Below are 19,656 nucleotides of genomic sequence, written 5' to 3'. Positions count from 1 at the left end.
GGATATTTTCATGAGCCAAGCCGTCGCCACGCAGAACAGTACCAACAACCTTACGGGCCTGTTGATGCCGCTGTCTGACCGTACTCTGCTGCTGCCTAACGTGGCGGTCGCCGAGCTAATTCCCTACCGTGCACCGCAGGTCAGTGAAGGCATGCCCAATTGGTTTCTCGGGCAGATTGCCTGGCGCGACCTGCGCTTGCCGCTGTTGTCGTTCGAGGCTGCTTCGGATGGTCAAGCGACTGTCAGCCCAGGCTCTCGGGTGGCGGTGATCAACGCCCTCGGTGGTCGTCCAGCGGTCAAGTTTATTGCCGTGCTGGTGCAAGGTATCCCACGCTCGATCAAGGTCGGCGCCGAACTGGTGCGCGCCGATGTCGCCCTATCGCCGTTGGAGTTAGATGCGGTGCAATTTGGCGAGGCAGTGCTGAAGATTCCGGATTTGGTTGGTTTGGAACAGAAACTGGCAGATGCCGGGCTGATCTGATCCTTTGCACATAAAAAAGCCCGCTGATGCGGGCTTTTTTATGGCTCGAGCTTAGAGCTTTTACATGATCTCGCGAGCCGACTTTTACCCAGTTGGGTCGAGGCGCAGCAGATCGTAAGAAAGTGCTTAGAAATCGCCCCACAATTGCTGCGCCACGCTCAGGGCCACCACCGGCGCAGTTTCTGTACGCAGTACCCGTGGGCCTAGGCGGGCGGCGTGAAAGCCTTGATCCTTGGCCTGAGTGACTTCGTTCTCGCTCAGGCCGCCTTCCGGCCCGATCAGAAAAGCTAGGGATTTTGGCTGTGGATGACTGGCCCAAGGCTCAGCGACCGGATGCAGCACCAGCTTTAGATCGGCCGTTGTTTGCGCGAGCCATTCGACCAAGCTGATGGGCGGATGAATAGTTGGGATCACCGAGCGACCGCACTGCTCGCAGGCGCTGATGGCCACTTGCCGCCAGTGCGCCATGCGCTTGTCGGCGCGTTCGTCTTTCAGGCGCACTTCACAGCGCTCGCTGACAATCAGGCTGATTTCATTGGCGCCCAGTTCGGTGGCCTTTTGGATCGCCCAGTCCATCCGCTCGCCGCGTGACAAACCCTGGCCCAGATGGATATGCAGCGGTGATTCGGCCTGGCCGGCGAAGGCCTCGCGCAAGTCGACGCGTACGTTCTTCTTACCCACCTCAATTAACTCGCCGCGAAATTCCTGGCCGCTGCCATCGAACAGCTGTACGGCATCACCCACAGCGTGGCGCAGCACGCGGCCGATGTAGTGGGCTTGGGCTTCCGGCAGCTCATGCTGGCCGAGGGACAGGGGTGCATCGATAAAGAAGCGGGATAGGCGCATAAGACGTGAACCTAGAGTAAAGGCGCGAATTCTAGCCTTAGGGTGCGCCGTGCGCATTGATATCCGTAGGGTGGATGACGCTCTTTTCATCCACCAGGCTAGCGCAACGGTGGATGGCTAAAGCGCCATCCACCCTACTTTTGTATTTAGCCCGGATCGCGAAAACCGGGGTAATTAGTATTGCCTTGCGCCACGCTGACCGAGGTGCGGGTCGCGATGTCGATGCCTTCGCTGGCCACCTCTGCGAGAAAATCGATTTGCTCCGGGGTGATCACATAGGGCGGCAAAAAATACACCACGCTACCCAGTGGACGCAGTAGCGCGCCACGTTCGAGGGCGTGCTGGTAGACCTTGAGGCCGCGACGCTCCTGCCAGGGGTAGGCGGTTTTGCTGGCTTTGTCCTGCACCATCTCGATGGCCAGGGCCATGCCGGTCTGGCGCACTTCGGCGACATGCGGGTGATCGGCTAGGTGCGCGGTGGCGCTGGCCATACGCGCCGCCAAGGCCTTGTTGGCCTCGATTACATTGTCTTGCTCGAAGATGTCCAAAGTTGCCAGGGCTGCCGCACAAGCCAGCGGGTTGCCGGTGTAGCTGTGCGAATGCAGGAAGGCGCGCAGGGTTGAATAGTCGTCATAGAACGCCTGATACACCTCATCGGTGGTCAGGCACGCCGCCAGCGGCAGGTAGCCGCCGGTTAGTGCTTTTGATAGGCAGAGGAAATCCGGGCGGATGCCGGCTTGCTCACAGGCAAACATGGTTCCGGTGCGGCCGAAGCCCACGGCGATCTCATCGAGAATCAGATGTACGCCATAGCGGTCGCAGGCTTCGCGCAGCAGCGTCAGGTAGATCGGGTGATACATGCGCATGCCGCCCGCGCCCTGAATTAGCGGCTCGACGATGACCGCTGCGACTTCATGGCCGTGCTCGGCCAGGGTCTGCTCCATGTGGGCGAACATGGTTCGTGAGTGCGCTTCCCAACTCATGCCGTCGGGGCGGTAATAGCAATCTGGGCTGGGCACCTTGATGGTGTCCAGCAGCAAGGCTTTGTAGGTATCGGTGAACAGGGCCACATCGCCCACCGACATCGCTGCGATGGTTTCGCCGTGGTAGCTGTTGCTCAAGGTGACGAAGCGCTTTTTCGCCGGCTTACCGACGTTGAGCCAGTAGTGAAAGCTCATCTTGAGCGCGACTTCGATACAGGATGAGCCGTTGTCGGCATAGAACACCCGATCGAGGCCGGCCGGTGTCAGCTTTACCAGGCGCTCGGACAGCTCGATGACGGGCTGATGGCTGAATCCGGCGAGGATCACATGTTCCAGCTGGTCGACCTGGTCTTTGATGCGCTGATTGATCCGTGGGTTGGCGTGGCCGAAAACGTTGACCCACCAGGAGCTGACCGCGTCGATATAACGCTTGCCATCGAAGTCCTCTAGCCACACGCCCTCGCCGCGCTTGATGGGTACCAGCGGCAGTTGTTCGTGATCCTTCATTTGCGTGCAGGGGTGCCAGAGCACCTTCAGGTCGCGCTGCATCCACTGGTCATTCAGGCTCATCGTTTTACTTATCCTCGGTACTCAATCATCTGCGCCAAGCCTATCAGAAGGACTGCCGTGGATGGACGGCACAACCCTGGGCGATTGCTGGAGGAGTGGTTGTTTTTATTTATCTAACTGCAGCCCAGTCATTGAACGTTAGCGAGGGCCGCTAGACTAAAGGGGCTAGGCAAAATGCGTAGGCAACGCATCGTATTTCTCGATATTTCAAAGCGGATTTTTTCGCTTTTCGCCGATAGGTTTGTTGTTAGTCTTGCCATCACTGATGGTTCAGCCCTTTTTACGGAACACTCGCAATGCAATGGCGTAACTCCTCCTCCCGGTACGGTTTGGTCAGCATCCTTTTGCATTGGTTGGTGGCGGCAGTGGTTTTCGGTTTGTTTGGTCTGGGCTACTGGATGGTTGGCCTGGACTACTACAGTGGCTGGTACAAGACCGCGCCGGACCTGCACAAAAGTATCGGCTTGCTGTTGTTTACCGTAATGCTCATTCGCGTGCTCTGGCGCTTCCTCAATCCATCTCCAGCGAGTTTGCCTAACCATGGACGTATGACGCGTCTGGCCAGCAAGTTTGGCCACGCGTTCCTTTACGTGGGCTTGTTCGTGCTGATGGCTTCCGGTTATCTGATTTCTACTGCAGATGGCCGTGGCATTGAGGTGTTTGGTCTGTTCGAGGTGCCAGCGAGCCTGACCAGTATCCCGGATCAGGAAGATGTCGCCGGGCTGGTGCATGAGTACCTGGCGTGGACGTTGGTGGTCTTCGCCGGCTTTCATGGCCTTGCTGCGTTGAAACACCACTTTATTGATCGCGACCGTACGCTTGTGCGCATGTTCGGTCGCTAGTTGCGTTTGTTGTTTCCGGGGCCGGATTGGCCCCATCCCATACTCACAAGGAGCATGCCCATGTTGAAGAAAACCCTCGTAGCCCTGGCGCTTGGTGGCGCACTGATGGGTGCCGGTCAGGCGATGGCAGCCGATTACGCCATCGATAAGCAAGGCCAGCACGCTTTCGTCAATTTCAAAATCAGCCACCTGGGCTACAGCTGGCTGTACGGTACGTTCAAAGATTTCGACGGTAGCTTCAGCTTCGATGCGGCCAAACCGCAGGACAGCAAGGTCAATGTAACGCTGAACACCACCAGCGTTGACACCAACCATGCCGAGCGCGACAAGCACATCCGTAGCGATGATTTTCTCAACGTCGGCGAGCACCCGACTGCGACGTTTGCGTCCACTTCAGTCAAGTCCACTGGTGAAGGTACAGCCGACATTACGGGCGACCTGACCCTCAATGGCGTCACTAAGCCGGTGGTGATTGCAGCCACGTTTATCGGCGAAGGTAAAGATCCATGGGGCGGCTACCGGGCAGGCTTTGAAGGCAGCACCACATTGAAGCTGAAAGACTTCGATATTCAAAAAGACCTCGGCCCGGCTTCCCAAGATGTTGAGCTGATCATCTCGGTTGAAGGTGTGCGCAAGTAAGTGCATAGCATGGCTTAGCCGCGCAGCGGCGTAACCCATGACTGCTTAGATGCTGCACCAACAAAAACGCCGCCCATTGGGCGGCGTTTTCGTGTGCGGCTCGCGAGTTATGACTCTTCGCGGTTACGCGTCAGCAGCGCTGGCTTCTCGCCGCGTGGACGTGCATTCGCCAGCTCGTCGAGTTGCTCCGCAGTCGGCAGGCGATCAAGGCGTGAGCCCTTGTGCACGATCACCGGCTGCTTGTCGCTGGGTGCCTTCGCGGCACCTTCGCGGCGTGGCAGCTCATCACGGTTCAGCGATGTGGTGCGGGTGTCACGCGGCGGACGTGCACGGCCGGAGCCATTACGGCCCTGACCACCCTGGCCACCAGAGCCTGCGCCCTGGCGGCGACCTTGTGCGCCGGCGCCAGCATTGGCACCACCGCCATTGCTACGCGCAGGCTTGGCTGGGCGAGCACCCATACCAACGCCATTGCTGGCGCTTGGGCCACTTGGTGCTGCAGGCGCACCGGGCCGACGGCCACGGTTCTGCTGCTTGTTTTGGTTCGGGCTTACATAGTCGGCACGGTTGCCGAAATTATCGATTTCATCGTCGCGGAACTCGTCCGGCGCACGGTCCGGAGGCAGTGCGGGCACCGCCGGTGTGCTGGCGCGGGCCGAGGAAGCACCGCGCGGCTGTTGGCTACGACCGCCCTGGGGCTTGCTGCGGTTGTTGTCACGGCCGCTGTCCTTGCCTTTGTCCTTACGCCCGCCGCTGTTGCGTTCGCCAGCACCAGTACCAGCACCTGCTGGCTTGGCGCCGCGCGGTTGGCGTGGCTTTTGTGGCTCACGCACTTCTGGGCGCTCAGCTTCGACGGTGCTGGCGTCAAAGCCAAGCAAGTCGCCATCGCTGATCTTCTGTTTGGTCATCCGCTCGATGCCCCTGAGTAGCTTCTCTTCATCTGGAGCGACCAGGGAAATCGCCTCACCGCTGCGGCCAGCACGGCCGGTGCGGCCAATACGGTGCACGTAGTCTTCTTCGATATTCGGCAGCTCGAAATTGACCACATGCGGCAGCTGATCGATATCCAGGCCGCGCGCGGCGATATCGGTGGCAACCAAGATGCGCATCTTGTTGGCTTTGAAGTCGGCCAGGGCTTTGGTGCGCGCGTTCTGGCTTTTGTTACCGTGGATTGCCACGGCCGGTAGGCCGTGTTTGTCCAGGTATTCAGCCAGACGGTTGGCGCCGTGCTTGGTGCGGGTGAACACCAACACCTGCTCCCACGCGCCAGCAGTGATCAGGTGGGCAAGCAGGGCGCGCTTGTGGCTGGCCTGGACACGGAATACGCGCTGTTCAATGCGCTCCACCGTGGTGTTCGGCGGCGTCACTTCGATGCGTTCCGGGTTGTGCAACAGCTTACCGGCCAGATCGGTGATGTCTTTGGAGAAGGTCGCCGAGAACAGCAGGTTTTGCCGCTTGGTCGGCAGCTTAGCGAGAACCTTCTTCACGTCATGGATAAAGCCCATGTCGAGCATGCGGTCGGCTTCGTCGAGGACGAGGATTTCCACGTGCGACAGGTCGATGGCGCGCTGGTTAGCCAGGTCGAGCAGGCGGCCGGGGCACGCCACCAATACGTCGACGCCCTTGGCCAGAGCCTGAACCTGTGGGTTCATGCCAACGCCGCCGAAGATGCAGGCGCTGACGAATTTCAAATCACGGGCATACAGCTTGAAGCTGTCGTGCACCTGGGCGGCCAGTTCGCGGGTCGGTGTCAGCACCAGTACGCGCGGTTGTTTCGGGCCGTGACGCTGTTCGCGATCCGGGTGACCGTTGGGGAACAGTCGCTCAAGGATCGGCAGGGCAAAACCGCCTGTCTTACCTGTACCCGTCTGGGCTGCAACCATCAGGTCGCGACCTTGCAACGCGGCGGGGATGGCCCGCTGTTGCACCGGAGTGGGTTGGGTGTAGCCGGCGGATTCGACCGCACGGACTAAAGCCTCGGAGAGACCGAGGGAGGCAAAGGACATGTGTAATCCTGTCTAGTGAGGGCATGGCCCTATGGGGTGTATTGCCTGGCTTGAATCACGCTTGGGGGGCGTAATCCCGTCCGGTACTACTGGCCTCTGGGGGCTAGCATCCGGGCGCAAGCCTGGCGGGAAGGCCCGAGTATAACAGAGCCGCCAGGCTGTGCGAGTTTCTGCCTGCTCGGTGGTCGGTGCGCCGTTGCCAGGCCCGTAACGGCGCGGGTGTATGGTTCAGGTCACCAGTTTGTAGCAAGGCACATAGGCGCTGTTGCCCGGTAGTTTCATCCGGTACTGGTCGACGAAGGCCTGCAGCAATTGGTCGAGCTGCAGCATGATGTCGCGGTCACCGGTTATTTCGTATGGGCCGTGTTGCTCGATCAGGCGGATGCCCTTGTCCTTGACGTTTCCGGCGACAATCCCGGAAAACGCTCGGCGCAAGTTGGCGGCCAGTTCATGCACCGGTTGGTTACGCGTCAGCTTCAAGCTGGCCATGTTGGTATGTGTTGGCTCGAAGGGGTGCTGGAAGCTTTCGTCGATCTTCAGCAGCCAGTTGAAGTGGAAGGCGTCGTTATGTTCACGGCGGAACTGCGTAACCGCCTTAATCCCATCGGCCATCTCCCGTGCGACCTGCTCAGGGTCGTCAATGATGATGCTGTAGCGCTGCTGCGCGGCGTCACCCAGCGTCGCGCCGATAAATTCATGCAGCTGTTCGAGGTACGCGGCGGCGCTACGTGGCCCGGTCATGATCAGCGGGAAGGGAATATTCTGGTTATCTGGGTGCATCAGAATGCCGAGAAAATACAACAACTCCTCGGCTGTGCCCGCGCCGCCGGGGAAGATGATGATGCCGTGGCCGACGCGTACGAAGGCTTCCAAGCGCTTCTCGATATCCGGCAGGATTACCAGCTCGTTGACGATCGGATTGGGCGCTTCGGCGGCAATAATGCCGGGCTCGGTCAGGCCCAGGTAGCGGCCATACAGGTTGCGCTGCTTGGCGTGGGAAATGGTCGCGCCCTTCATGGGGCCCTTCATCACGCCGGGGCCGCATCCGGTGCAGATGTCCAGGCTGCGCAGGCCCAGCTCATGGCCGACTTTCTTGGTGTACTTGTATTCTTCGGTGCTGATTGAGTGGCCGCCCCAGCACACCACAATCTTCGGTTCGGCACCGGCGCGCAGCGTGCGCGCGTTGCGTAGCAGGTGGAACACGTAATCGGTGATGCCCTGGGAGCTGTCGAAGTCGACGCGCTTATTTTCCAGTTCGCTCTGCGTATAAACGATGTCGCGCAGGGCGCTGAACAGCATCTCGCGGGTGCTGGCGATCATTTCACCATCGACGAAGGCGTCCGCGGGCGCATTGAAAAGCTCCAGACGGATACCGCGGTCCTGCTGCAGGATGCGGATTTCGAAGTTTGGGTAGGCTTCCAGAATGGTCTTAGCGTTGTCGCTGTGTGAACCGGTATTGAGAATTGCCAGAGCGCACTGGCGAAACAACGCGTAGACGCTGCCGGAACCGGTTTCGCGCAGTTGCTGTACTTCACGCTGCGAGAGGGTTTCCAGGCTGCCTTTAGGGGTGACTGAGGCATTGATCGTTTTTCGTGCGGCCATTGCGGCGCTCCATGGTTGTGATACCGCGCAAGCCTTACATGGCTAGGCGCATGCTGAAAGTATGGTCGTGGTTGAGTGGATTGACCGGACAGTGCGTTGCAAAAGGCTACCGTGGTTTGCCTGATGCGGGGTGAAAAGGCGACAACGCCTGGTGGGTGGGCGTCGCATGGCCAGAGAACTATCGGCCCGCACTGGACGTGTGGGCCGACATTACGGCGGTAACGATCTAGCGCGGCAGCTTGAGGTTGTTCCAGATCGCCAAGCTAGGTTCAGCCTGGTTCATGCTGTAGAAGTGCAAACCTGGGGCGCCACCTTGCAGCAGGCGCTCGCACATTTCAGTAATGACCTGCTCACCATACGCCTGGATGCTGTCGGTATCGTCACCGTAGGCTTCCAGTTGTTTGCGTACCCAGCGCGGAATTTCCGCACCGCAGGCGTCGGAGAAACGCGCCAGCTTGCTGTAGTTAGTGATGGGCATGATGCCCGGCACGATCGGGATCTCGATACCCAGCTTGCGCACGCGCTCGACGAAGTAGAAATAGCAGTCGGCGTTGAAGAAATACTGGGTAATCGCGCTGTCGGCACCGGCCTTGGCCTTGCGTGCGAAGTTGGCGATGTCGTCTTCGAAGTTGCGCGCTTGCGGGTGCATCTCCGGGTAGGCGGCCACTTCGATATGGAAGTGGTCGCCGGTTTCTTCGCGAATAAAGCTGACCAGCTCATTGGCGTAACGCAACTCACCGCTGGCCATGCCCATGCCGGACGGCAGGTCGCCGCGCAGGGCAACGATGCGTTTGATTCCGGCATCTTTGTACAGGTTCAGCAGGTCGCGCAGTTCAGCCTTGCTGTCGCCAACGCAGGACAGGTGCGGTGCGGCTGGTACTTTGATCTCGCCATCGAGTTGCAGCACGGTGTTCAGCGTGCGGTCGCGGGTGGAGCCACCGGCACCGTAGGTGCAGGAGAAGAAGTCTGGGTTGTAGGTGGCCAATTGGCGCGCCACATTCATCAGTTTTTCGTGCCCGGCTTCGGTTTTGGTGGGGAAGAACTCGAAGCTGTAACGGCGTTCTTGTGACATAGGAGTTACCAAGCGTAGGCGTAGGCGTAGGGAGGGTTAGCGGCGCATGCCACCTGCGTGAAGGTTCACTGTGGTGCCGGAGCGGCGCGTAACCCACCAGAGTGTTCGGTGGGTTACGCCGCTGCGCGACTAACCCACCCTACGGTCTTGTGTCGTTATCAGTAGCGGTAAGCGTGTGGCTTGAACGGGCCTTCCTGTGGCACGCCGATGTAGTCGGCTTGCTTCTGGGTCAGCTGAGTCACCACGCCGCCAAAGCCCTTGACCATTTCCAAGGCCACTTCTTCGTCGAGTTTCTTCGGCAGCACTTCCACGGTCAGACGCTCGGCTTTCTGAGCGGCAGACAGGTCGGCGTACTTCTGGCCGAACAGGAAGATCTGCGCCAGCACCTGGTTGGCGAATGAGCCATCCATAATGCGGCTCGGGTGGCCTGTGGCGTTACCGAGGTTAACCAAGCGGCCTTCCGACAGCAGGATCAGGTAATCGTCGTTGTGCGCGTCGAAGCTGCCAGCACCGGTGCGGTGAACCTTGTGCACCTGTGGCTTGACCTCTTCCCATGCCCAGTTTTTGCGCATGAAGGCGGTGTCGATCTCGTTGTCAAAGTGGCCGATGTTGCACACCACGGCGCGCTTTTTCAGCGCTTTGAGCATGTTCGAGTCGCACACGTTGTAGTTGCCGGTGGTGGTCACGATCAGGTCGATCTTGCCCAGCAGGGCTGCGTCAACGCTGGCTTCGGTGCCGTCATTGATGCCGTCTTTGTAGGCCGAAACCAGCTCGAAACCGTCCATGCAGGCCTGCATGGCGCAGATTGGGTCCACTTCGGTGACCTTGACGATCATGCCTTCCTGGCGCAGCGATTGCGCCGAGCCTTTACCCACGTCGCCGTAGCCGATGACCAGTGCTTGCTTACCGGACAGCAGGTGGTCGGTGCCACGCTTGATGGCGTCGCTCAGGCTGTGACGGCAGCCGTATTTGTTGTCGTTCTTGCTCTTGGTCACCGAGTCGTTAACGTTGACCGCTGGGATCTTCAATTCGCCCTTGGCCAACATCTCCAGCAGACGGTGCACGCCTGTGGTGGTTTCTTCGGTGACACCGTGGATGCGTTCCAGCATCTGTGGGTATTTCTTGTGCAGGATCTCGGTCAGGTCGCCGCCGTCGTCGAGGATCATGTTGGCGTCCCACGGCTGGCCGTCCTTGAGGATGGTCTGCTCGATGCACCACTCGTATTCTTCTTCGGTTTCGCCCTTCCAGGCGAACACCGGGATGCCGGCGGCAGCGATGGCGGCAGCGGCTTGATCCTGGGTGGAGAAGATGTTGCACGACGACCAGCGCACTTCAGCGCCCAGTGCCGTCAGGGTTTCGATCAGCACGGCGGTCTGAATGGTCATGTGGATACAGCCGATGATCTTCGCGCCCTTGAGCGGCTGCTCGCCGGCGTATTTGCGGCGCAAGCCCATCAGGGCAGGCATCTCGGATTCGGCGATGATGGTTTCGCGGCGGCCCCAGGCTGCCAGGGACATGTCGGCGACTTTGTAATCGTTAAAAGCGGCGCTCATAAAAAGCTCTCCATTCGTTGTCTGCGAATGGGCGCCGTTGATGCGTATGGTTAACGCCCCATCCGAGCCTGACAGGAGAGAACCGCTGGGGCTCAACCTGCTGCAGCGCCCCTCGGACGGGTGGCGGGATCGACCAGAGCTGTGCCGGTCGACTGAAGCGCAGTGATTATAGCCATGCTGGAGGATAACCCCAAGGCTTTCTGTCGGCCCAATTGGCTGTTGCGCCGTGCGTTCTGGCCGGTTCAGTCATGGCGTTTGTGCAATGCCTGAGGCAGGCTGCAGGCCTGACTGTCCCTACCTATGGAGCTGCTATGACAATTGCTTACTGGTGTGTGTTGATTGCCCTGTTTTTGCCTTACCTGTCGACCATGACGGCTAAAGCCGTCAGTGGTGGTTTCAGTCCCAAGCACAACCATGATCCGCGGGCTTTGCTGAACAATCTCAGTGGCGTCGGCCGACGCGCCAACAATGCCCAGCTCAACAGCTTTGAAGTGACGCCGGCGTTTTCCGCCGCGGTGATCATTGCGCACCTGGCCGGTGGTGCCGAGCAGGCGCTGATCGATCAGCTGGCCATGGCTTTTGTGGCCAGTCGCCTGCTCTATTTCATCTGCTACCTGGCGGACTGGGCGCCAGTGCGGTCGCTGGTGTGGTTCGTCAATATGGGCCTGATCATCAGCCTGTTTGTCGTGTCGGCTTAAGTCTGCGGCAAAACACCACGCTTGGCCGGCAGGTGGTGGGTGGCGATACTGTTGCCCATCGTGTTGTTCTTGTTGCCGTTGCTGAAGGTGTTATGAAGCTGAGAAACCTGTGTGTAGTTACTGCTGTTCTGCTGCTTGCTGCCTGCGGCGGTGTTGACCCCAACTCGCCACAAGGCCAGCGCCAAGGCATTTTCAAGCAGATGCTCAAGGTCAGCGAAGAGTTGGGCGGCATGTTGCGTGGCCGGTTGGCCTTCAAAGCGCCGCGCTTTGTGCAAGGCGCTGCAGAGCTTGATCAGCTCACGCGTAGACCTTGGCAGCACTTCCCGCAGGTTAAGGAAGAGGGGGGTGAAAGCCGCGCCAAGGATGAAGTCTGGCAGCGCCAGGCGCGCTTCCAGGCATTGGCTCGGGAAATGGAGGCCAGCACCGCTGCGCTGGTGGCAGCCACTGCCGCGCAACCGTTAAAGCCGGAGGCGCTGGCCGCGCCAATGCAGCGTGTCGAAGACAGCTGCAAGGCCTGTCATGAAGAGTTTCGTGCGTTCTGACGGGGCTATTGCATGAGTGCTTCACGGGTCTGCTGCAGCGTTGCGCGGGCTTCATGAAGTTTGCTTTGGCGCTTGCTGATGTCGTTCTGATCGCCTTTGGCCAGGGCCTCGCGTAGATCTATCTCGCGCTCGCTTACCTGCTCTTCGGCCTTTACCATCTCGGCTTCACGCTCTGTGCGCAGGTTGCTATCGGTGCAGTTGTCCTGCACTTGCTTGAGGGCTTTTTCCAGGCCAGCTTGCTGGTTACTGTTGCCCTGGCTTTTGGCAATTTCGAGTTGCGCGTTGATCGCCTGGTGCTTTGCCGCGCAGCCCGTGAGTGGGGCTGTTGCGTTTTCGGCAGCATAGACCAGTGCGCTGGTCAGCAGCAGGGCGCTGAGTAACAGGGTTCTGTGCATGATTATTCCTCTAGGCGGGTGCCAGCAGTCGACCTCAGGTGTGGGGCAAAGTTTATTGGCACTCTAGAAGCCCTCGATCCGTGCGGCGCGTAATTGTGTACGCAGCGCCTGCACCTCCGGATGTTGGAAGAATGCCCGTAACTGAATGGCGCGTTGTGGGCTAATGCCGGGCTGACGTTGCCAGTCGGTTACGCTGCGTTGCACCAGGGTGGGCCAATCGACATCACGGGTTGCCTCGCTACTGCCCGGCAACCCCAGGGCTTGAAGCCAGGTATGCCGTGGACGCTCGCGGGCGAGCGTGAAGCTCTGTTGCAAGGCGTTGGCGCTGCGCGGACCTAAACCAGGGATAGCGCTGAGTTGCTCGGTTGAGAGGTGCAGCCAGCCGAGCAGGTCTTCCAGTTGTTTGGCACGCAGTAGTTTTTCCCATGTGCCCGGCCCTACACCCGGTAATGCCAGCCCCTGCTTGCCGCTAAGCCAGGCCAGTCGAGCACGAAACTGGCTGGCGCAGGCTGTTGTGGCGCGCCAGCAGCTCAGGGCGTGAAAGGCCGCGGCGTCTGGCACCTGCAGGGCGGCGCGTTGCTGGGTGCGCCAGAGCACGCTGTCGAGGGTAGGGATGGTCAAGCCAGACAGGCGGATTACTACTTGGTCGCCGGGGCGGATGTCCAGCGTCTGCCAGCGCTGCAGGGAGTGAGCGCTGACATATTCGATGCGTCGTTCATCCAGCTTTACCGGTTGTACGCGCAGCACCGGGGTGATGCGCCCGCTGCGGCCAATGCGAAAATCCACCGCCTGCACCACCGTCAAGGCCTGGCTAGCCGGGTATTTCCAGGCCACGGCCCAGTGCGGCGGCTCAGCTTGCCAGCGTGTGGCTGCGGGTCGCTGGCCTTGGCGTAACACCACGCCATCAGTGGCGAAGGGTAAGGCGCTGTTGTACCAGCGCTCACGCCATTGAGTGGCATGTTCGACGGTACGAATCGGTTGGCTGAACAGTTGGCTGTCGGTAAAACCTAGAGCGCTTAGCTGTTGCAGACGCTCAAGCATGCTGGGCGGCCCATCGGGCCAGTCCCAAATAAACAAGCCGATGCCTGTGGCCTCTGCGGGTGACAGCGACTGTTTGTTCATGAGCCCGGCGACCTTGCTGCGTGCGCCCTGGCCACCTTGTTGGTGCTGAATGTGCTCGGGTAGTCGCCAGTACAGCTCGCCTTGCAGGGTCAATTCCAGCTGCGTGGGCAGTTGCGTTGGAATTGCTGGGAGTTGCTGAGCGCGAGCGCTCCAGTCTTGCCCGCTGCGGCCATCACCACGGCTGATCAGCTGTTGCAGCTGGCCGTTGCGATAGACCAGGCTCACGGCCACCCCGTCAACCTTGGGCTGAATCCACAGGTCTTCGCGGCTGGTAATCCAGCGAGCGACCGTGCGTTTGTTGGGTAATTTGCGCAGCCCGGTGTGGGCAACAGGGTGGCGAAGTGTCCCGTTGCTGGTGCTTAGCGGGTCTCTAGGGGGCGGGCCGGCATTGGCGAAGCAGCTGCGCCAATGCTGCAGGGTGGCGCTGGCTTGGTCGTAAAGCTCGTCAGCGACCTGGCTCTGCCCTTGGCGGTGGTAGGCGTCGTCCCAGGCGCTGACTTGCTGGGCCAGTGCACTGATCTCCAGTTCGGCGCGTGACGCGGGCCAGTCCGGGCAGGCGGCCCATAGTGGGTTGCTGAGTAGCAGTAGGCCGGCGAAGAGGGCTTTCATCATGAGCGTCCTTGCTCTGCAGATGGCCTGATGAGCCTAGTTGTTCTTGCTTGCGCGTGCTGAATCGCAGGCAATAAAAAGCCCCGCATTGAGCGGGGCTTAGGCTGTTGCCGAGTAGTTACAGGCCGGCGGCAGCGCGCAGTTCGGCTGCTTTGTCGGTTTTTTCCCAGGTGAAGGTGGTAAAGGTGTCGTCACCGACAACTTTCTGCTGCGGCGTGCGGCCGAAGTGGCCGTAAGCAGCAGTCTCCTGGTACATCGGGTGCAGCAGGTCGAGCATCTTGGTGATGGCGTACGGGCGCAGGTCGAAGAGTTCACGCACCAGCTTGATGATCACATCTTCTGCCACCTTGTTGGTGCCAAAGGTGTTGAGCGAGATCGAGGTCGGCTGGGCCACGCCGATGGCGTAGGACACCTGGATTTCGCAGCGCTCGGCCAGGCCGGCGGCGACGATGTTCTTGGCTACATAACGACCGGCGTAGGCTGCCGAGCGGTCAACCTTGGATGGGTCCTTGCCGGAGAATGCGCCGCCACCGTGACGGGCCATGCCGCCGTAGGAGTCGACGATGATCTTACGTCCGGTCAGGCCGCAGTCGCCCACCGGGCCACCGATAACGAAGTTGCCGGTTGGGTTGATGTGGAACTGGGTGTCTTTGTGCAGCAGTTCAGCGGGCAGGGTGTGCTTGATGATCAGCTCCATCACCGCTTCGCGCAGGTCGTCCAGCGAGACATCCGGGTTGTGCTGGGTGGACAGCACCACGGCGTCGATACCAACGACTTTACCGCCGTCATAGCGGCAGGTGACCTGAGATTTGGCATCCGGGCGCAGCCACGGCAGCAGGCCGGATTTGCGAGCTTCGGCCTGGCGCTCAACCAGGCGGTGGCTGAACACGATCGGTGCGGGCATCAGCACGTCGGTTTCGTTGCTGGCGTAGCCGAACATCAGGCCTTGGTCGCCGGCGCCCTGATCTTCTGGCTTGGCACGGTCGACACCCTGGTTAATGTCCGGGGACTGTTTGCCAATGATGTTGATGATGCCGCAGGTATTACCGTCGAAGCCGACGTCGGAGCTGGTGTAGCCGATGTCGCAGATTACCTTACGGGTGATTTCTTCCAGGTCGACCCAGGCGCTGGTGGTGACTTCGCCAGAGACGATGGCCACACCGGTCTTAACCATGGTTTCGCAGGCGACGCGGGCGTGTTTGTCCTGGGCGATGATGGCGTCCAGCACCGCATCGGAAATCTGGTCGGCAATCTTGTCGGGATGGCCTTCGGAGACGGACTCGGAGGTAAAAAGGGAGTATTCGCTCATCGTTCGGGTTCCTGTGAGTGACCGGTAATTGCAGCCCGTGGGCCATGAGGTAGTGAGGGTTTGGCAAAGTGCCGCACCTGAATTTGGAAGCCATTGCGCAAGCCTACATACAGGCTTTCGCAGGTATTGAGGCCGGCAGCATCAGCCCAGCGCGCCAAGTCATCTTGTTCGAAGCCCAGCCAGAGATCGCCGCACGCTTCGCGCGCCCAGCTCTGGTTGTGGCTGCACAGCTCAGTGATCAGCAGGCTGCCGCCAGGCTTCAAACGCTGTGCAAGCTGTTTGAGTGCCTCTGCCGGGGCTGCGAAATGGTGCAACACCATGTTTAGCACCAGGCAGTCGGCGGCTGGATATTCGTCATGTAACGCATCTGCTAGTTGCAGCTCAACATTATCCAGGCCTTCTTCGGCACAACGCAGGCGGGCCAATTCCAGCATCGCCGCGCTGTTATCCAGTGCGAGCACCTGCTTAAAGCGCCGCGCCAGCTCGGGGAGAAAGCCGCCGTCGCCCGGGCCGACTTCCACCGCGCAGGCGCTGGCGGCAAAACCCAGAGAGTCGAGCAACGCCAACACGCTGTCGCGGTATTGCGGCAGGCCGGCGATCAAGTCTTGTTGCGCCTGGAAGCTCGCCGCGCTGCGGGTGAAAAACGCCTGGCTGGCGGCGGCGCGCTGGCTGTGTACGGCGGCGATGCGCTGCTGTATCTCCAGCGGCAGCTGCAGGTGGTCAACTTCATCCAGCAGCGCAGCGTGCAGGCGGCTGCCGAGCTGCTCACCCTGAGCCAAGGCGCGGCGGTAGAAAATCGCATTGCCTTCGCGGCGTGTCGCCACCAGCCCGGCTTGCGCCAAGACTTTCAGGTGATGACTGATGCCCGATTGCCCGGTGGCAAAAATCTGCGCCAGTTCCAGTACGCCGAACGAGTCGTTGGCCAGTGCGCGCAGAATGTTCAGGCGCAATGAATCGCCGCTGGCCTTGCACAGGGCGGCGAGGGCGTCGACCGGCTCAAAAGCCAAATAGGAGGCGCGCATATTCATAGGTGGGGCAGTCTAGTCGGTCATTTTTCATCCAGCAACACCAATATCAAAACTTTTTGATATTGGTGTTGCTGGGCGTTAAAGCCAGAAAAGCTCGGCCTTACGACTATCTGTCATTGCCCCGACAGGCCCCAGTGGGCGAAAATAGCCGCCTTTTTCGACCCCCAGTTGCCAACGCAGCCCGTAGGAGATTCAGTGATGCCCAGCCGTCGTGAGCGAGCCAATGCCATTCGTGCCCTGAGCATGGATGCCGTGCAGAAAGCCAACAGCGGCCACCCGGGTGCCCCGATGGGCATGGCCGACATCGCCGAAGTGTTGTGGCGCGACTTCCTCAAGCACAACCCGAGTAACCCGAATTTCGCCGACCGCGACCGCTTCGTGCTGTCCAACGGCCACGGCTCGATGTTGATCTACTCGCTGCTGCACCTGACCGGTTACGACCTGGGCATCGAAGACCTGAAAAACTTCCGCCAGCTGCACAGTCGCACCCCGGGCCACCCGGAATACGGCTACACCCCAGGTGTTGAGACCACCACCGGGCCGCTCGGCCAGGGCATCGCCAACGCCGTAGGCTTCGCCTTGGCGGAAAAAGTGCTGGGTGCGCAGTTCAACCGCGACGGCCACCAGATCGTTGACCACTTCACCTACTCCTTCCTCGGCGACGGCTGCATGATGGAAGGCATCAGCCATGAAGTCTGCTCGCTGGCCGGCACCCTGGGTCTGGGTAAGCTGGTGGCGTTTTACGACGACAACGGCATCTCCATCGACGGCGAAGTTGAAGGCTGGTTCACCGATGACACCCCGGCGCGCTTTGAAGCTTACGGCTGGCAGGTGATTCGCAATGTTGATGGTCACGACGCCGACGAAATCAAGATTGCCATCGAGACGGCGCGCAAAACCAGTGACCGTCCGACCCTGATCTGCTGCAAAACCACCATCGGCTTTGGCTCGCCGAACAAGCAGGGCAAGGAAGACTGTCACGGCGCACCGCTGGGCAATGACGAAATCGCCCTGACCCGCGCCACCCTGGGCTGGAACCACGGCCCGTTTGAAATTCCGGCGGATATCTATGCCGAGTGGGACGCCAAGCAAGCCGGTGCCGCCGCCGAAGCTGAGTGGGACCAGCGGTTTGCCGCCTACGCCGCCGCCTACCCGGAGCTGGCCAGCGAGCTTAAGCGCCGTATGAGTGGTGAGCTGCCGGCTGATTTCGCCGAGAAAGCCGCTGCCTATATCCAGGAAGTCGCCGACAAGGGCGAAACCATCGCCAGCCGCAAGGCCAGCCAGAACGCGCTGAATGCGTTTGGCCCGCTGCTGCCAGAGTTCCTCGGCGGTTCGGCTGACCTTGCCGGCTCCAACCTGACCCTGTGGAAAGGCTGCAAGGGCGTGTCGGCTGCCGACGCGTCCGGCAACTACATGTTCTACGGTGTACGTGAATTCGGCATGAGCGCGATCATGAACGGCGTGGCTCTGCACGGCGGCTTCGTGCCGTACGGCGCAACCTTCCTGATATTTATGGAGTACGCGCGTAACGCCGTGCGTATGGCTTCGCTGATGAAGCAGCGCGTGCTGTTTGTGTTTACCCACGACTCCATCGGTCTGGGTGAAGATGGCCCGACGCACCAGCCGATCGAGCAGCTGGCCAGCCTGCGTGGCACGCCGAACCTCGACACCTGGCGCCCTTGCGATGCCGTGGAATCGGCGGTGGCCTGGAAGTACGCGATCGAGCGTCATGACGGTCCAAGCGCGCTGATCTTTAGCCGGCAGAACCTGCCGCACCAGAGCCGCGATGCCCAGCAATTGGCGGACGTGGCGCGCGGTGGCTATGTGCTGAAAGACTGCGCCGGTGAGCCGGAGCTGATTCTGATTTCCACCGGTTCGGAAATTGGCCTGGCCGTGGCTGCTTACGACAAACTGACTGCCGAAGGCCGTCAGGTGCGTGTGGTGTCGATGCCGTCCACCAGCGTGTTTGACCAGCAGGATGCCGGCTACAAGCAGGCCGTGCTGCCGGTGCAGGTGGGTGCGCGTATCGCCATCGAAGCCTCACACGCGGACTACTGGTACAAGTACGTCGGTCTTGAAGGCCGCATCATCGGCATGACCACCTTCGGTGAGTCCGCGCCGGCCCCGGCGCTGTTCGAGGAATTCGGCTTTACCGTCGAAAACATCCTGGAAACCGCTGCCGAGCTGTTGGAAGCCTGAGTGAGAACGACGCCGTACGGTGGATGATGCTGTTTTCATCCACCGTTACACCGCCGGTGGATCGCTGAAGCGCGATCCACCCTACGTTCATTCGAGATACCCGATGTCCAAGCGCCCTTATCGAATTGCCCTCAACGGCTACGGCCGTATCGGCCGCTGCGTGCTGCGCGCGTTGCATGAGCGTGGTGCGGGGGCGCAGCTGGAAATCGTCGCGCTGAATGATCTGGCCGATCAGGCCAGCATCGAATACCTGACGCGTTTCGACTCCACCCACGGCCGCTTTCCCGGTGAGGTCAAGGTCGAGGGCGATTGCCTGCATATCAATGGCGACTGCGTAAAAGTACTGCGCCAGGCGACCCCTGAAGGCGTTGACTGGGCTGCGCTGGATATCGACCTGCTGCTCGAATGCTCTGGCCAATACACCACGCGCGTTGATGCGCAGCGCTTTATCGATGCGGGCGCGCCACGCTTGCTGCTGTCGCAACCGATGGCCAGCGAGGCGGATATCGACGCCACGGTGGTGTTCGGGGTCAATCAGGATTGTCTGAGCGGCCGCGAGCAGCTGGTGTCGAACGCCTCCTGCACCACCAACTGCGGCGTACCACTGCTCAAATTGCTCAACGAGACGGTGGGTATCGAGTACGTGTCGATCACCACCATTCACTCGGCGATGAACGACCAGCCGGTGATCGATGCCTACCACCACGAGGACCTGCGCCGTACGCGCTCGGCCTTTCAGTCGGTGATTCCGGTGTCCACCGGTCTGGCTCGCGGTATCGAGCGTCTGCTGCCGGAACTTGCTGGGCGAATCCAGGCCAAAGCCATTCGTGTGCCAACGGTGAATGTCTCGTGTTTGGATATCACCCTGCAGACTGCCCGCGACACCTCGGCGGCCGAGATCAATGCCGTGCTGCGGCAGGCGGCTGAGAGCGGCCCGCTCAAGGGCTTGTTGGCCTACACCGAGTTGCCGCACGCCAGCTGCGATTTCAACCATGACCCGCATTCGGCGATTGTCGACGGCAGTCAAACCCGTGTCTCTGGCCCGCGGTTGGTGAATTTGTTGGCCTGGTTCGACAACGAGTGGGGCTTTGCTAACCGTATGCTCGATGTTGCTGAACACTTTCTCTCCCTGACTACTACAGCCCCCGTGAAGGACTGAT

At 60.4% G+C, this 19,656-nt stretch carries 17 protein-coding genes and 1 riboswitch; of the genes, 7 read left to right on the top strand and 10 right to left on the bottom strand.

Annotated elements, in window-relative coordinates; translation table 11 throughout:
* The first annotated feature begins 10 nt into the window (after positions 1-10).
* Positions 11-481, top strand: a complete 471-nt coding sequence (locus D8779_RS05355) for a chemotaxis protein CheW (RefSeq protein WP_136663413.1) — start codon at positions 11-13, stop codon at positions 479-481.
* A gap of 126 nt (positions 482-607) precedes the next feature.
* Here D8779_RS05355 and D8779_RS05350 read toward each other — a convergent pair whose 3' ends face one another.
* Together D8779_RS05350 and D8779_RS05345 are read right to left on the bottom strand one after the other, a co-directional pair.
* The gene (locus D8779_RS05350; RefSeq protein ID WP_136663412.1) at positions 608-1,327 is read right to left on the bottom strand and encodes a 16S rRNA (uracil(1498)-N(3))-methyltransferase; all 720 of its coding nucleotides are present in this window, start codon (positions 1,325-1,327) and stop codon (positions 608-610) included.
* A 146-nt stretch (positions 1,328-1,473) separates the two neighbouring features.
* Complete coding sequence (locus D8779_RS05345) at positions 1,474-2,880, bottom strand: adenosylmethionine--8-amino-7-oxononanoate transaminase (RefSeq protein WP_136663411.1); 1,407 nt, start codon at positions 2,878-2,880, stop codon at positions 1,474-1,476.
* Positions 2,881-3,176: 296 nt separating this feature from the next.
* On the opposite strand from D8779_RS05345, the gene D8779_RS05340 reads away from it, so the two are divergent.
* Positions 3,177-3,722 carry a cytochrome b gene (locus D8779_RS05340; RefSeq protein WP_136663410.1) on the top strand — a complete coding sequence of 182 codons (546 nt, stop codon included), beginning with the start codon at positions 3,177-3,179 and terminating at the stop codon, positions 3,720-3,722.
* Between the two features lie 60 nt (positions 3,723-3,782).
* Entirely contained in the window at positions 3,783-4,361 is a 579-nt protein-coding gene (locus tag D8779_RS05335) for a YceI family protein (protein WP_136663409.1), read from the top strand.
* 107 nt (positions 4,362-4,468) lie between these two features.
* Here the strand turns inward: D8779_RS05335 and D8779_RS05330 are convergent, their stop codons facing one another.
* The 4 genes from D8779_RS05330 to ahcY form a co-directional block, all read right to left on the bottom strand.
* Entirely contained in the window at positions 4,469-6,367 is a 1,899-nt protein-coding gene (locus tag D8779_RS05330) for an RNA helicase RhlE2 (RefSeq protein WP_136663408.1), read from the bottom strand.
* Positions 6,368-6,595: 228 nt separating this feature from the next.
* A complete protein-coding gene (ppnN, locus tag D8779_RS05325; RefSeq protein WP_136663407.1) occupies positions 6,596-7,969 on the bottom strand; it encodes a nucleotide 5'-monophosphate nucleosidase PpnN in 1,374 nt (457 codons plus the stop codon).
* Between the two features lie 226 nt (positions 7,970-8,195).
* On the bottom strand, positions 8,196-9,041 hold the full coding sequence (metF, locus tag D8779_RS05320; protein ID WP_136663406.1) for a methylenetetrahydrofolate reductase [NAD(P)H]: 846 nt from the start codon (positions 9,039-9,041) through the stop codon (positions 8,196-8,198).
* Positions 9,042-9,199: 158 nt separating this feature from the next.
* A complete protein-coding gene (gene ahcY / locus D8779_RS05315; RefSeq protein ID WP_136663405.1) occupies positions 9,200-10,594 on the bottom strand; it encodes an adenosylhomocysteinase in 1,395 nt (464 codons plus the stop codon).
* A gap of 22 nt (positions 10,595-10,616) precedes the next feature.
* Positions 10,617-10,714, bottom strand: a riboswitch (S-adenosyl-L-homocysteine riboswitch).
* Between the two features lie 191 nt (positions 10,715-10,905).
* On the opposite strand from ahcY, the gene D8779_RS05310 reads away from it, so the two are divergent.
* Both D8779_RS05310 and D8779_RS05305 read left to right on the top strand, forming a co-directional pair.
* A complete protein-coding gene (locus D8779_RS05310) occupies positions 10,906-11,292 on the top strand; it encodes an MAPEG family protein (protein WP_136663404.1) in 387 nt (128 codons plus the stop codon).
* Between the two features lie 92 nt (positions 11,293-11,384).
* Positions 11,385-11,834 carry a c-type cytochrome gene (locus D8779_RS05305; RefSeq protein WP_136663403.1) on the top strand — a complete coding sequence of 150 codons (450 nt, stop codon included), beginning with the start codon at positions 11,385-11,387 and terminating at the stop codon, positions 11,832-11,834.
* 5 nt (positions 11,835-11,839) lie between these two features.
* Here D8779_RS05305 and D8779_RS05300 read toward each other — a convergent pair whose 3' ends face one another.
* The 4 genes from D8779_RS05300 to D8779_RS05285 all read right to left on the bottom strand — a co-directional run bounded on the left by D8779_RS05300 (position 11,840) and on the right by D8779_RS05285 (position 16,297).
* Positions 11,840-12,229, bottom strand: a complete 390-nt coding sequence (locus D8779_RS05300) for a DUF1090 domain-containing protein (protein ID WP_136663402.1) — start codon at positions 12,227-12,229, stop codon at positions 11,840-11,842.
* 63 nt (positions 12,230-12,292) lie between these two features.
* Positions 12,293-13,960, bottom strand: a complete 1,668-nt coding sequence (gene ligB / locus D8779_RS05295) for an NAD-dependent DNA ligase LigB (protein ID WP_136663401.1) — start codon at positions 13,958-13,960, stop codon at positions 12,293-12,295.
* Positions 13,961-14,078: 118 nt separating this feature from the next.
* Positions 14,079-15,269 carry a methionine adenosyltransferase gene (gene metK / locus D8779_RS05290; protein ID WP_136663400.1) on the bottom strand — a complete coding sequence of 397 codons (1,191 nt, stop codon included), beginning with the start codon at positions 15,267-15,269 and terminating at the stop codon, positions 14,079-14,081.
* Positions 15,266-16,297, bottom strand: a complete 1,032-nt coding sequence (locus D8779_RS05285; protein WP_136663399.1) for an ArsR/SmtB family transcription factor — start codon at positions 16,295-16,297, stop codon at positions 15,266-15,268. Before D8779_RS05285 ends, metK begins: the two co-directional genes overlap by 4 nt.
* Positions 16,298-16,495: 198 nt before the next feature.
* On the opposite strand from D8779_RS05285, the gene tkt reads away from it, so the two are divergent.
* The gene (tkt, locus tag D8779_RS05280) at positions 16,496-18,496 is read left to right on the top strand and encodes a transketolase (RefSeq protein ID WP_136663398.1); all 2,001 of its coding nucleotides are present in this window, start codon (positions 16,496-16,498) and stop codon (positions 18,494-18,496) included.
* A 103-nt stretch (positions 18,497-18,599) separates the two neighbouring features.
* The gene (gene epd, locus D8779_RS05275) at positions 18,600-19,655 is read left to right on the top strand and encodes an erythrose-4-phosphate dehydrogenase (protein ID WP_136663397.1); all 1,056 of its coding nucleotides are present in this window, start codon (positions 18,600-18,602) and stop codon (positions 19,653-19,655) included.
* Position 19,656: the final 1 nt, after the last annotated feature.

The organism is Pseudomonas leptonychotis (assembly GCF_004920405.1).
Taxonomy (GTDB): domain Bacteria; phylum Pseudomonadota; class Gammaproteobacteria; order Pseudomonadales; family Pseudomonadaceae; genus Aquipseudomonas; species Aquipseudomonas leptonychotis.
The sequence above is the reverse complement of the archived record's forward strand: the minus strand, read 5'-3'. Positions and strand labels throughout refer to the sequence as shown.